This is a genomic window from Salmonella sp. NW177 (assembly GCF_051811585.1).
GTDB lineage: Bacteria > Pseudomonadota > Gammaproteobacteria > Enterobacterales > Enterobacteriaceae > Salmonella > Salmonella enterica.
Map to the genome: position 1 here is coordinate 392,589 of NZ_JAMMZV010000001.1, position 13,606 is coordinate 406,194.

The 13,606-nt window shown below is 54.2% G+C and carries 12 protein-coding genes; 8 read left to right on the top strand and 4 right to left on the bottom strand.

Annotated elements, in window-relative coordinates; translation table 11 throughout:
* The first annotated feature begins 3 nt into the window (after positions 1 to 3).
* The 6 genes from cheY to bglB all read left to right on the top strand — a co-directional run bounded on the left by cheY (position 4) and on the right by bglB (position 6,232).
* Entirely contained in the window at positions 4 to 393 is a 390-nt protein-coding gene (gene cheY / locus NA986_RS02110; RefSeq protein WP_000763861.1) for a chemotaxis response regulator CheY, read from the top strand.
* Between the two features lie 10 nt (positions 394 to 403).
* Positions 404 to 1,048 (top strand): protein phosphatase CheZ, encoded by a 645-nt coding sequence (gene cheZ / locus NA986_RS02115; protein ID WP_000983586.1) that lies wholly within the window; start codon positions 404 to 406, stop codon positions 1,046 to 1,048.
* A gap of 193 nt (positions 1,049 to 1,241) precedes the next feature.
* Positions 1,242 to 2,393: a flagellar biosynthesis protein FlhB gene (gene flhB, locus NA986_RS02120; protein WP_000797081.1), complete on the top strand. Its 1,152-nt coding sequence runs from the start codon at positions 1,242 to 1,244 to the stop codon at positions 2,391 to 2,393.
* Positions 2,386 to 4,464 (top strand): flagellar biosynthesis protein FlhA, encoded by a 2,079-nt coding sequence (flhA, locus tag NA986_RS02125; protein ID WP_000002386.1) that lies wholly within the window; start codon positions 2,386 to 2,388, stop codon positions 4,462 to 4,464. The genes flhB and flhA overlap by 8 nt, the downstream gene beginning before the upstream one ends.
* Positions 4,464 to 4,856, top strand: coding sequence for a flagellar protein FlhE (gene flhE, locus NA986_RS02130; protein WP_001233619.1), 393 nt, complete (start codon positions 4,464 to 4,466; stop codon positions 4,854 to 4,856). Before flhA ends, flhE begins: the two co-directional genes overlap by 1 nt.
* A gap of 236 nt (positions 4,857 to 5,092) precedes the next feature.
* Complete coding sequence (gene bglB / locus NA986_RS02135) at positions 5,093 to 6,232, top strand: beta-galactosidase BglB (protein WP_000989908.1); 1,140 nt, start codon at positions 5,093 to 5,095, stop codon at positions 6,230 to 6,232.
* 53 nt (positions 6,233 to 6,285) lie between these two features.
* Here bglB and mrdA read toward each other — a convergent pair whose 3' ends face one another.
* Complete coding sequence (mrdA, locus tag NA986_RS02140) at positions 6,286 to 8,157, bottom strand: penicillin-binding protein 2 (protein WP_000142866.1); 1,872 nt, start codon at positions 8,155 to 8,157, stop codon at positions 6,286 to 6,288.
* 188 nt (positions 8,158 to 8,345) lie between these two features.
* The gene (gene argS, locus NA986_RS02145) at positions 8,346 to 10,079 is read right to left on the bottom strand and encodes an arginine--tRNA ligase (protein WP_020898900.1); all 1,734 of its coding nucleotides are present in this window, start codon (positions 10,077 to 10,079) and stop codon (positions 8,346 to 8,348) included.
* Positions 10,080 to 10,315: 236 nt separating this feature from the next.
* Here argS and NA986_RS02150 point away from each other — a divergent pair, with 236 nt between their 5' ends.
* Together NA986_RS02150 and cutC are read left to right on the top strand one after the other, a co-directional pair.
* Entirely contained in the window at positions 10,316 to 10,885 is a 570-nt protein-coding gene (locus NA986_RS02150) for a VOC family protein (protein WP_000024796.1), read from the top strand.
* Positions 10,886 to 10,904: 19 nt separating this feature from the next.
* Positions 10,905 to 11,651, top strand: a complete 747-nt coding sequence (gene cutC, locus NA986_RS02155) for a copper homeostasis protein CutC (protein WP_001185780.1) — start codon at positions 10,905 to 10,907, stop codon at positions 11,649 to 11,651.
* Between the two features lie 235 nt (positions 11,652 to 11,886).
* On the opposite strand, the gene cmoB is transcribed toward cutC, so the two are convergent.
* The gene (gene cmoB / locus NA986_RS02160; RefSeq protein WP_023216868.1) at positions 11,887 to 12,858 is read right to left on the bottom strand and encodes a tRNA 5-methoxyuridine(34)/uridine 5-oxyacetic acid(34) synthase CmoB; all 972 of its coding nucleotides are present in this window, start codon (positions 12,856 to 12,858) and stop codon (positions 11,887 to 11,889) included.
* Positions 12,855 to 13,598, bottom strand: coding sequence for a carboxy-S-adenosyl-L-methionine synthase CmoA (gene cmoA / locus NA986_RS02165; RefSeq protein WP_000019609.1), 744 nt, complete (start codon positions 13,596 to 13,598; stop codon positions 12,855 to 12,857). The genes cmoB and cmoA overlap by 4 nt, the downstream gene beginning before the upstream one ends.
* Between the last annotated feature and the right edge of the window lie 8 nt (positions 13,599 to 13,606).

The following is a 13,606-nucleotide window of genomic DNA, read 5'->3' on the forward strand; positions in this document are numbered from 1 at the left end:
TTTATGGCGGATAAAGAGCTTAAATTTTTGGTTGTGGATGACTTTTCGACCATGCGTCGTATCGTGCGCAACCTCTTAAAAGAGCTTGGATTTAACAATGTGGAAGAGGCCGAAGACGGCGTCGACGCACTGAACAAGCTCCAGGCGGGCGGCTTTGGTTTTATTATCTCCGACTGGAACATGCCGAACATGGATGGCCTGGAGCTGCTGAAAACCATTCGCGCCGATAGCGCCATGTCGGCGTTACCCGTGTTGATGGTCACGGCGGAAGCCAAGAAAGAGAATATTATCGCCGCCGCACAGGCTGGCGCCAGCGGTTATGTCGTAAAACCGTTCACCGCAGCGACTCTGGAAGAGAAGCTCAACAAAATCTTTGAGAAACTGGGCATGTGAGGATGCGATGATGATGCAACCATCTATCAAGCCTGCTGATGAAGGTTCAGCAGGAGACATCATTGCGCGCATCGGTAGTCTGACCCGAATGCTGCGCGACAGCCTGCGTGAACTGGGGCTGGACCAGGCGATTGCCGAAGCGGCGGAGGCGATCCCTGATGCGCGCGACCGTCTGGATTACGTCGTCCAGATGACGGCGCAGGCGGCGGAACGCGCGCTAAACAGTGTCGAAGCCTCGCAGCCGCATCAGGATGCGATGGAAAAAGAGGCGAAAGCGCTAACCCAACGTTGGGACGAGTGGTTTGACAATCCGATCGAGCTTTCCGACGCCCGTGAACTGGTGACGGATACGCGCCAGTTTCTCAGGGATGTCCCGGGCCATACTAGTTTTACTAACGCGCAACTGCTGGACATCATGATGGCGCAGGATTTCCAGGATCTGACGGGTCAGGTGATCAAACGCATGATGGACGTGATTCAGGAGATTGAGCGTCAGTTGTTAATGGTGCTGCTGGAAAACATCCCGGAACAGAGCGCGCGACCAAAACGCGAGAACGAAAGCTTACTCAACGGCCCGCAGGTGGATACCTCGAAAGCTGGCGTCGTCGCTAGTCAGGATCAGGTGGACGACCTGCTGGACAGTCTTGGGTTTTAAGCTTTTTTGACCTGATGGCGCTGCGCTTATCGGGTTCGAATCCGTCAACCCGGCCGGATACGATACTTTCTTATCGTATCCGGCTATCTCTATTAACGCCATAAACCCCGCCTTTTTTACCGCTTACTCTGCCCATTGGCGTAAAGCGGTTCTGGCATCATTCTCGCTTATCAATCTATCCAGGGTTTGCTGCGTGGCAGAAGAGAGCGACGACGACAAAACAGAAGCCCCCACACCCCACCGACTTGAAAAAGCGCGGGAAGAAGGGCAGATCCCCCGTTCCAGAGAACTGACCTCACTGCTGATATTGCTGGTGGGCGTTTGTATTATTTGGTTCGGCGGCGAGTCGTTAGCGCGGCAACTGGCGGGAATGCTTTCAGCAGGCCTGCACTTCGATCACCGTATGGTGAACGATCCTAACCTGATCCTGGGGCAGATAATTTTGCTGATTAAAGCGGCGATGATGGCGTTGCTACCACTCATCGCGGGCGTGGTGCTGGTGGCGCTTATCTCACCGGTTATGCTTGGCGGCCTGATTTTTAGCGGTAAGTCGCTACAGCCAAAATTTTCTAAATTAAACCCGCTGCCGGGAATTAAGCGCATGTTTTCGGCGCAGACCGGCGCGGAACTGCTAAAAGCGGTGTTGAAATCCACGCTGGTCGGCTGCGTTACCGGCTTTTATCTCTGGCATCACTGGCCGCAAATGATGCGCCTGATGGCGGAGTCGCCGATCGTCGCAATGGGGAATGCGCTGGATCTGGTTGGACTCTGCGCGTTACTGGTGGTACTGGGCGTGATTCCGATGGTGGGATTTGACGTGTTTTTCCAGATCTTTAGCCACCTGAAAAAATTACGCATGTCGCGGCAGGACATTCGCGACGAATTTAAAGAGAGCGAAGGCGATCCGCATGTTAAGGGCAAAATTCGCCAGATGCAACGCGCCGCCGCGCAGCGCCGCATGATGGAAGATGTGCCGAAAGCGGACGTCATTGTCACTAACCCGACGCACTATTCCGTGGCGCTGCAGTATGACGAAAACAAAATGAGCGCGCCGAAAGTGGTCGCGAAGGGGGCTGGATTAATAGCGCTGCGCATTCGCGAGATCGGCGCTGAACATCGGGTTCCCACTTTAGAAGCGCCGCCGCTGGCGCGGGCACTATATCGCCACGCCGAAATCGGTCAGCAAATTCCCGGGCAGTTATATGCTGCCGTTGCGGAAGTGTTGGCCTGGGTCTGGCAGCTTAAACGCTGGCGGCTTGCGGGCGGGCAACGTCCTCCACAACCTGAGAACCTTCCGGTGCCAGAAGCGCTGGATTTTATGAACGAGAAGAATACTGATGGCTAATCTGGTCGCGATGCTGCGCCTGCCCAGCAACCTGAAATCGACGCAATGGCAAATTCTTGCCGGGCCGATCCTCATTCTGCTGATTTTGTCGATGATGGTGCTGCCGCTGCCTGCTTTTATCCTCGACTTATTGTTTACCTTTAATATTGCGCTATCGATCATGGTGCTGCTGGTGGCGATGTTTACCCAGCGCACTCTGGATTTTGCCGCGTTTCCGACCATCCTGCTGTTTACCACGCTACTGCGTCTGGCGCTTAACGTAGCCTCAACGCGCATTATTTTGATGGAAGGGCATACCGGCGCGGCGGCGGCGGGAAAGGTAGTGGAGGCGTTCGGTCATTTCCTGGTCGGCGGTAACTTCGCGATCGGGATTGTGGTTTTTATCATCCTCGTCATTATCAACTTCATGGTCATCACCAAAGGCGCCGGACGTATTGCCGAAGTCGGCGCGCGCTTTGTGCTGGACGGTATGCCCGGCAAGCAAATGGCGATTGACGCCGATCTTAATGCCGGTCTGATTGGTGAAGACGAGGCCAAAAAACGGCGTTCGGAAGTCACTCAGGAAGCCGACTTCTACGGCTCGATGGACGGGGCAAGTAAATTTGTACGCGGCGACGCCATCGCCGGTATTCTCATCATGGTCATTAACGTGGTCGGCGGGCTGCTGGTCGGCGTATTGCAGCACGGAATGAGCATAGGCAGCGCGGCGGAAAGCTACACCCTGCTGACCATTGGCGACGGCCTGGTCGCCCAGATCCCGGCGCTGGTTATCTCCACGGCGGCGGGCGTCATTGTGACCCGCGTCAGTACCGATCAGGATGTAGGCGAGCAGATGGTTGGCCAACTGTTCAGTAATCCAAGGGTGATGCTGCTGGCGGCGGCGGTGCTGGGGCTGCTTGGCATGGTGCCAGGAATGCCTAACCTGGTATTTTTACTCTTTACCGCCGCTTTGCTCGGCCTGGCATGGTGGCTGCGCGGGCGTGAAGAAAAAGCGCCGGAGGAGCCGCAGCCGGTAAAAATGCCGGAAAATAACTCGGTGGTCGAAGCCACCTGGAATGACGTACAGCTTGAGGATTCACTGGGAATGGAAGTGGGCTACCGCCTGATCCCGATGGTGGATTTTCAACAGGATGGCGAATTGCTCGGACGTATTCGCAGCATTCGTAAAAAATTCGCGCAGGATATGGGGTTCCTGCCACCGGTGGTCCATATTCGCGACAATATGGATTTACAGCCTGCGCGCTACCGTATTTTGATGAAAGGGGTAGAGATTGGCAGCGGGGACGCCTATCCGGGACGTTGGCTGGCTATTAACCCCGGCACGGCGGCGGGAACGCTACCGGGCGAGAAAACCGTCGATCCAGCTTTTGGCCTTGATGCCATCTGGATTGAAAGCGCCCTGAAAGAGCAGGCGCAAATTCAGGGCTTTACCGTTGTTGAAGCCAGTACCGTTGTGGCGACGCACCTTAACCACTTGATTGGCCAATTCTCCGCCGAACTGTTTGGCCGCCAGGAAGCGCAGCAACTGTTGGATCGTGTCTCTCAGGAGATGCCTAAACTCACGGAAGATCTGGTCCCCGGCGTCGTGACCCTCACGACTTTACACAAAGTCCTGCAAAACTTACTGGCGGAAAAAGTCCCGATTCGCGATATGCGCACCATTCTGGAAACGTTGGCGGAACATGCGCCGTTACAAAGCGATCCGCATGAATTAACCGCCGTGGTACGCGTGGCATTAGGACGAGCGATTACGCAACAGTGGTTCCCCGGTAATGAAGAAGTGCAGGTGATTGGCCTGGATACCGCGCTGGAGCGTTTGCTGCTTCAGGCATTGCAGGGCGGCGGCGGTCTTGAGCCTGGGTTGGCGGATCGCCTGCTGGCGCAGACGCAAGAGGCGCTTTCTCGCCAGGAAATGCTTGGCGCGCCGCCGGTATTACTGGTTAACCATGCGCTACGTCCATTATTGTCCCGCTTTTTGCGGCGCAGTTTACCGCAGCTGGTGGTGTTGTCGAACCTTGAGCTTTCCGATAACCGTCATATCCGCATGACGGCGACCATTGGAGGAAAATAATGCGTAAATGGCTGGCATTGTTGCTCTTTCCCCTGACGGTTCAGGCCGCAGGCGAAGGCGCGTGGCAGGATAGCGGTATGGGTGTAACCTTAAATTACCGGGGTGTTTCCGCATCGTCTTCGCCATTGTCGGCGCGTCAGCCGGTTTCCGGTGTGATGACGCTGGTCGCCTGGCGTTATGAACTGAATGGCCCGACTCCCGCGGGCTTACGGGTACGTTTATGTTCCCAGTCCCGTTGCGTAGAACTTGATGGTCAGAGTGGCACGACCCACGGTTTTGCTCATGTTCCCGCAGTCGAGCCGCTCCGCTTTGTCTGGGAAGTCCCCGGCGGCGGCCGACTTATCCCGGCGTTAAAAGTGCGGAGCAATCAGGTGATTGTGAACTACCGCTAACCGCCCCTTTCTTTGCCAGGTAGCAGACCTGACTCTCTTTTTGAATAAATAGAAACGCTGTTTTATAAAATGGTGAGGTAGGTTGCCGGACTCTTTGCGTTTTTGCCATTTACGCTCTGGCAATGGCAGAAACAAAAAGGTTTCCGCCCAGCTTAGCTTTTACTGTAGCGAATCGACTGCGTCGGCGGTAAAACTGCACGCAGCACTGAATTCGACATTACACAGAGGTTAAGCAAATGATGGTTTATCCAGTCAAACACAGTCCGCTATTGCGTCAGCCTGAGCATTTTATCGCCAGAGATGAACTAAAAGCCCTGGTGCAAAAGGTGACGCATAACCTGGTCAATATTAAAGATGAGACAGGCGAATTTTTATTGCGACTGGACGACGGACGCGTGATCGATACTAAAGGCTGGGCCGGATGGGAGTGGACGCACGGCGTGGGCCTGTACGGAATGTATCACTATTACCAACAGACCGGCGACCAGACGATGCGTAAGATCATTGATGACTGGTTTGCAGATCGTTTTGCGGAAGGCGCGACGACGAAAAACGTTAATACGATGGCGCCGTTTTTAACGCTGGCGTATCGCTATGAAGAGACGCGTAATCCAGCGTATTTACCGTGGCTGGAAACGTGGGCCGAATGGGCGATGAATGAAATGCCCCGTACCGATCACGGCGGAATGCAGCACATCACGCTGGCGGAGGAAAATCATCAGCAGATGTGGGACGACACGCTAATGATGACGGTGCTGCCGCTGGCGAAAATCGGTAAGCTGTTGAACCGGCCGGAATATGTGGAAGAGGCAACCTATCAGTTCCTGCTACACGTGCAGAATTTGATGGATAAAGAGACGGGGCTGTGGTTCCACGGCTGGAGCTATGACGGTCATCATAACTTCGCTAACGCTCGCTGGGCGCGCGGCAACAGTTGGCTGACCATTGTGATCCCGGATTTTCTTGAACTGCTGGACTTGCCGGAAAATAATGCCGTGCGCCGTTACCTGGTCCAGGTACTGAATGCGCAGATCGCCGCGCTGGCGAAATGTCAGGATGAAAGCGGTTTGTGGCATACGCTGCTTGACGATCCGCACTCTTATCTTGAGGCGTCGGCGACGGCGGGTTTTGCCTACGGTATTCTTAAAGCGGTGCGCAAACGTTATGTCGAACGGCACTATGCGCAGGTGGCGGAAAAAGCTATTCGGGGGATAGTGAAACATATCTCGCCGGAAGGCGAACTGCTGCAAACGTCATTTGGCACTGGCATGGGCCACGATCTCGATTTTTACCGTCATATTCCGTTGACCTCTATGCCTTACGGGCAGGCGATGGCTATGCTGTGTTTGACGGAATATCTGCGTAACTATTTCTGATGTATGCGGATATTCCGGTCGTATCCTTGTCTGATGGCGCTTTGCTTATTTGACTATGGCGCCTGACCCGGCTGCGTGGTATCAGCCTGTGGATCAAACAGGTGGTCAAGGATTTTTCGCATGATGGGCGCGGCGGTAACGCCGTCGCTTCCGCCGTTTTCCAGAATCAAGGCAATAGCGACCTTAGGGTTTTTATACGGTGCAAAAGCGGTATAAAACACATGATCGCGCAGGCGAATGGGGATCATTTTCGCGTTGTAGGTCTGATTTTCTTTCAGGCTAAACACCTGCGACGTGCCGCTTTTGGCCGCAATGCCGTAGGGCGCGGTGTGAAAGAACTTATAGCCCGTTCCGTTGGGTGCATTCGCCATGCCATACATCGCCTGACGCACCAGTCCCCAGTATGGCGACGCCGGATCGGCTATCTGTGCCGGTGTTCCTGAAGGACGATACGGAACCACCGTTTTGCCGCTCTCTTCATTGAGTAACAGGTGAGGGGCAATCACCTTACCGTTGTTGATGAGCGCCACCATCGCTTTTACCATCTGGATGGGGGTGGCAATCCAGTAGCCCTGGCCGATGCCGACAGAGATGGTATCGCCCTGATACCAGGCTTTTTTATGGACCCGCTGTTTCCATGCGCGGCTGGGAAGCAGCCCGTCATACTCTTCATTAAGGTCGATACCCGTCGGTTTGCCATAGCCGAACTGAGACAACATCGTGTCGATACGGTCAATACCCATCATATAAGCGACCTGATAGAAAAAGGTATCCGCAGATTCCTCAATCGCTTTAGTGACATCCAGCATACCGTGTCCGGTTTTTTTCCAGTCCCGGTAATGCCGCTGCGTGCCGGGAAGCGTCCAAGTTGGCGCGCCAAAGAAGGTGGTTTGCGGCGTAATAATCCCGCATAACAGCGCGGACATCGCCATATAGGGTTTAACCGTTGACGCCGGGGGATAAAGCCCTTGCGTCACGCGGTTGATCAGCGGCAGATTTTTATCGTGCAGCAGTTTGCCGTAATCCTGATAGCTAATGCCTTTTACAAAGGGGTTCGGGTCGTAGCTGGGCATAGATACCATCGCCAGCACTGAACCATCGTGCGGATCTTCAACCAGTACGGCAGCACGCTGCCCGGCCAGCAAACTTTCAATGTACTCTTGTAAATGGAGATCCAGCGTCAGGTGAATGTTCTTACCCGCGATGGGAGGAACGTCTTTCAGCAGGCGGACAATACGCCCGTGATTATCCACCTCGACCTCCTGATAACCGGTTTTGCCATGAAGATCGTTTTCGTAGTAACGCTCAATCCCCTGTTTACCGATGTTATGGTCCGCCGCGTAATTCTCTGCCAGCCCTTTTTTATCCAGCGCTTTAAGGTCGTTATCGTTTATCTTTGACACGTAACCGAGAACATGCGCCAGCTCCGCGCCGTAAGGATACTGCCGATCCTGATAGCTATTGATCGTGACGCCGTTGAAATGAAACTGATTGACCGCAAAGCGTGCGATTTCAACATCCGTTAGCGCGTTTTTGAGCACCACCGGACGATAGCGGCTACTGGATTTTAGCGCGCGGCGAAAGTCGGCGATATCGTCGGGGGAGAGATCAACAATAGGGGTGAGCTGTTTTAGCAGCGCATCCATATCGGCAATTTTATAGGGCGTAACCGCGATATCATACCAGGTTACGTTACGCACCAGCGGAATGCCGTTGCGATCGTAAATGATGCCGCGCGTGGGCGCGACGGGTAGCATCTTGATATCGTTCTCATTCGAACGGGTGGTGTAGTAGTGGTGCTGGCGGATTTGCAAGTTATAGAGGTTGAAGATCAGGATACCAAAGCAGACAACCACTACACCAAACGCCACAATCACACGTCTCAGGAAGAGTTTCTCTTCCGCATCAAAGTCTTTAAAAGTCATTACCTGTACCTGAACAATCCGCCGCCTAATGATACGGGGCGGTCAGCGCCAGCACAGGTAAAAGATGTTCCATCTCTCTATAGAAATGTGTCATTCCTTGTGATTTGTTACAGATATACCGCTGTGGCAATAAAAAGGCCTGAGTCCGTTACCCGGAGTCAGGCCTGATGATGTTAACGACGGCGCGTTTACATGCGTTCTACGGTTTCGATACCCAGCGTATCCAGACCCAGTTTCAGCGTCTTCGCCGTCAGTTGCGCCAGTTTTAAGCGGCTATTGCGAACCGCGTCATTCTCGGCGCTGAGAATAGGGCAGTGCTCGTAGAAGCCGGAGAACAGCCCGGCGACGTCATACAGATACGCGCACATGACGTGCGGCGTACCTTCACGCGCGACCACCGTCAGGGTTTCTTCAAACTGCAGCAGACGGGCAGCGAGCTGCGCTTCGCGATCTTCGCTAATGATAACCGGCGCGCTCGCCAGCGCCTGCTCGTCGATGTCCGCTTTACGGAAAACAGACAGCACACGCGTATAGGCATACTGCATATAAGGAGCGGTATTGCCTTCGAAAGCCAACATATTATCCCAGTCGAAGATATAGTCAGTGGTGCGGTTTTTTGACAGATCGGCGTATTTCACCGCGCCAATACCGACGGCGTTAGCCAGTTTTTCCAGCTCGTCAGCCGGCATATCCGGGTTCTTCTCCGCCACCAGACGACGCGCGCGCTCCAGCGCCTCATCCAGCAGGTCCGCCAGCTTCACCGTACCGCCCGCTCGAGTTTTAAACGGTTTACCGTCTTTACCCAGCATCATGCCGAACATGTGGTGTTCCAGCGGAACGGAATCCGGTACATAACCGGCTTTGCGCACAATGGTCCAGGCTTGCATCAGGTGCTGGTGCTGACGGGAGTCAATGTAGTAGAGCACGCGGTCGGCGTGCAGCGTTTCGTAACGGTATTTGGCGCAGGCGATATCGGTAGTGGTATACAGATAACCGCCATCTTTCTTCTGAATAATGACGCCCATCGGATCGCCTTCCTTGTTTTTAAACTCATCAAGGAAAACCACCGTTGCGCCTTCGCTTTCAACCGCCAGGCCTTTGGCTTTCAGATCGGCGACAATGCCCGGCAGCATCGGATTATACAGACTTTCGCCCATCACATCGTCACGCGTCAGAGTGACGTTCAGGCGATCATAGGTGATCTGGTTTTGCGTCATGGTGATATCAACCAGCTTACGCCACATCTCACGGAAATAGGCATCACCGCTCTGCAATTTGACGACGTAGTTACGCGCGCGCGCGGCAAACGCTTCATCTTCGTCATAATGCTTTTTCGCATCGCGGTAGAATCCTTCGAGATCCGCCAGCGCCATGTCGCCCGCGTTTTCCTGCTGCTGTTTTTCCAGCCAGGCGATAAGCATACCGAACTGGGTGCCCCAGTCGCCGACGTGGTTAGCGCGAATAACATGATGGCCCAGAAACTCCAGCGTGCGTACTGCCGCATCGCCGATAATCGTGGAGCGTAGATGACCGACGTGCATCTCTTTCGCGACGTTGGGCGCGGAGTAGTCGACGACAATTGTCTGACGAGTCGGCTGAGAAACGCCCAGACGATCGGAGGCCAGCGCCTGTTGCACCTGTTCAGCGAGAAAAGCCGGTTCGAGGAAAATATTGATAAAGCCAGGGCCGGCGATTTCAACCTTGCTGGCGATGCCGCTGAGATCCAGATGAGTCAGCACCTGCTCTGCAAGTTGTCGGGGGGCCATACCCAGTTTTTTCGCAACTGCCATCATGCCGTTGGCCTGATAGTCGCCGAACTGAACTTTGGCTGACTGACGAACCTGGGGCTCGCAATCTGCAGGCGCGCCTGCAGCAATCATGGCCTGACTAACTTTTTCTGAGAGAAGAGCCTGAATATTCACCGGAATACCTTACGTTTATGAAGCGGACTGTATTGCCCGCGCCAGTTTAAGAATTAGGGCGGGAGTATACTGCAAATGCCCGTTGGCGTCAGCATTGCGCGCGCGGCGCGTCGCCTGAAATATACGCAACAATAATCTGCATAAGCATTCAATAAACGCCCAATCAAATCAAAGGTTGGTTGCCGGGGCGCAACAGCGTAAATTAGCGGTTTTCACAGCAAGAAGAGCGTCCTGATATGGCGAACTGGCAACACATTGATGAACTGCATGATATTTCCGCAGATTTACCGCGATTCACTCTGGCGTTCAGAGAACTTTCCACTCGCCTTGGTCTGCAGATTAGCGCCCTTGAGGCCGATCACATTTCATTGCGCTGTCACCAGAATACGACGGCGGAGCGTTGGCGTCGCGGTTTTGAACAATGCGGCGAGCTACTGTCGGAAAATATCATCAACGGTAGGCCGATTTGTCTGTTTAAACTGCATGAACCGGTATGTGTGGAACACTGGCGGTTTTCTGTTATTGAATTACCGTGGCCGGGAGAAAAACGCTATCCACACGAAGGGTGGGAGCATATTGAAATCGTGCTGCCCGGCGAGCCGGAGACCTTGAACGCGAGGGCTCTGGCGTTGTTGTCGGATGAGGGGCTTAGTCAGCCGGGGATCGTGGTTAAAACCAGTTCGCCACAGGGCGAGCATGAACGTTTGCCAAACCCTACGCTGGCTGTGACCGATGGCCGCGTCACGGTAAAATTTCATCCATGGTCGATTGAAGCGATTGTCGCCAGCGAACAGGCGGCCCATTAACCTGCCGAGCGGAGTGAATATGGCGTTACTTGAGATCTGTTGTTACAGCATGGAATGCGCGCTCACCGCGCAGCGAAACGGCGCGGATCGTATCGAACTGTGCGCCGCGCCGAAAGAAGGGGGGCTTACGCCTTCGCTGGGTGTCTTACGCAGCGTGCGTGAGCATATTACGATTCCCGTACATCCGATTATTCGTCCTCGCGGCGGGGATTTTTATTACACTGACGGCGAATTTGCCGCCATGCTGGAAGATATCCGCCTCGTCAGAGAGTTGGGGTTTCCCGGGCTGGTTACTGGCGTGTTGACCGTTGATGGGGATGTCGATATGTCGCGAATGGAAAAAATAATGGCGGCGGCCGGGCCGCTGGCGGTGACATTCCACCGCGCCTTCGATATGTGCGCTAATCCCTTCAATGCGCTAAAGAATCTGGCTGACGCAGGCGTAGCAAGAGTACTGACTTCCGGGCAAAAAGCCGATGCGGCGCAAGGTTTATCAATAATTATGGAACTTATTGCCCAGGGGGATGCTCCAACCATTATGGCTGGTGCGGGGGTTCGTGCAAATAACCTGCAGAATTTCCTCGATGCCGGAGTACGGGAAGTACACAGTTCCGCCGGAGTCTTACTGCCTTCGCCGATGCGCTATCGCAATCAGGGGTTATCGATGTCTGCCGATATTCAGGCGGACGAGTATTCTCGCTATAGAGTAGAGGGTGCGGCGGTCGCTGAAATGAAAGGAATCATTGTTCGCCATCAGGCCAAATGATTTTTACCGTTGCATCATGTCGCCCAATATGATGCTTGCTCGTACCAGGCCCCTGCCAATTCAACAGGGGCCTTTTTTTCTCCTTCATATTTCAAGCCGCAGCAGCATTGGCCGCCTCGCGCACCCCGGTCACGTAGCTACCTACGTTCCCGGGGATTTGCTGCGTTGCCGCCTTGCTGCAACTTGAACTATTTTGGAGAAACGGTGCTATACGTAACGGTCATTCGGCAATCCATCACGGTTTACGCGCAATCAGCACCGCGCGCTGCGGGGCGGGATAGCCTTCCACCGTCTTGCTGCGATCGTTCGGGTCAAGAAAATCGGCCAGCGACTCGGTAACCATCCATTCGGTACGGCGCTGCTCTTCGGTGGTAGTGACGCAAACGTCAGCGATACGCACATCAATAAAGCCGCATTTTTCCAGCCATTTTTTTAATGCCGGCGCGGAAGGAATAAAATAGACGTTACGCATCTGCGCGTAGCGATCCCCGGGCACCAAAACGGTATTTGCGTCGCCGTCGACGACCAGCGTTTCCAGTACCAGTTCACCCTCGTTGACCAACTGATCTTTTAACTGCCACAGATGCTCCAGCGGCGAGCGACGGTGATAAAGCACCCCCATCGAGAAGACGGTATCAAATGCTTTCAGCGCCGGGAGTTGTTCAATGCCCAACGGCAGCAGATGCGCGCGCTGATCGTTACCCAACAGTTTACGCACCGCCTCAAACTGGCAGAGGAAAAGCTGTGTAGGATCGATGCCGACCGCCAGATGTGCGCCCGCGCCAATCATCCGCCACAGGTGATAGCCGCTGCCGCAGCCGACATCAAGGATCGTCCGGCCGGTTAAATCTGACAGATGCGGCAGTACGCGATCCCACTTCCAGTCGGAGCGCCATTCGGTATCAATATCTACGCCATAAAGCGAGAACGGGCCTTTACGCCACGGCATCAGATTACGCAGCAATGTATCAATACGCTTTAGCTGACCTTCGCTGAGCGGCGTTTCGCTTTCCGCCGTGACGCTGTGCAGTAAATCCAGCCGCCAGGGCGTAATTTCCGGTAAAAATTCTACCGCGTTCGACCACTGTTTAAACAAGCCATGCTGCTGCTCGCGTTGCCAGGCGGCAATCTGCGCGGGCAATGTTTCCAGCCAGTGGGAGAGGTGATTTTTAGCAATGAGCTGATAAAAGTTACCAAACTCGATCATGCGGCAACTCCGGCTTTTAACGCGACAAGCGACCCGAAATTAAAGCACTGGAACCACAGTTCACTGTGTTCGAAACCCGCCTGACGCAGGCGCGCTTTATGTGTTTCCACCGAGTCGGTGAGCATCACGTTTTCCAGCATACTGCGCTTCTGGCTGATCTCCAGTTCGCTGTACCCATTCGCGCGTTTAAAATCGTGGTGCATGTTGAATAACAGCTCGCCCACTTTCGCATCTTCAAAGCTAAATTTTTCCGACAGTACCAGCGCGCCGCCGGGATTCAACCCCAGGTAAATCTTATCCAGCAATGCCTGGCGTTCGGCAGGTTCAAGGAATTGCAGGGTAAAATTCAGCACCACCATCGAGGCGTTTTCAATAGTGATATCGCGGATATCGCCTTCAACGACTTCAACCGGCGTAGGCGCTTTATACGCATCAATATGACGGCGGCAGCGTTCAATCATGGCCGGGGAGTTATCGACGGCGATAATGCGACAATGCTCATGGCGGATATTACGCCGAACAGACAGCGTCGCGGCGCCCAGCGAGCAGCCCAGATCGTAGACCTGCGTGTTCGGCTGCACAAAGCGTTCAGCTAACATGCCGATCATGGAGATGATGTTGGAGTAGCCTGGTACCGAACGCTGAATCATGTCGGGGAAAACTTCGGCTACTCGTTCATCAAAAGTCCAGTCGCCGAGACGGGCGATAGGCGCAGAAAAAAGCGTGTCGCGGTGAGACATAACGTATA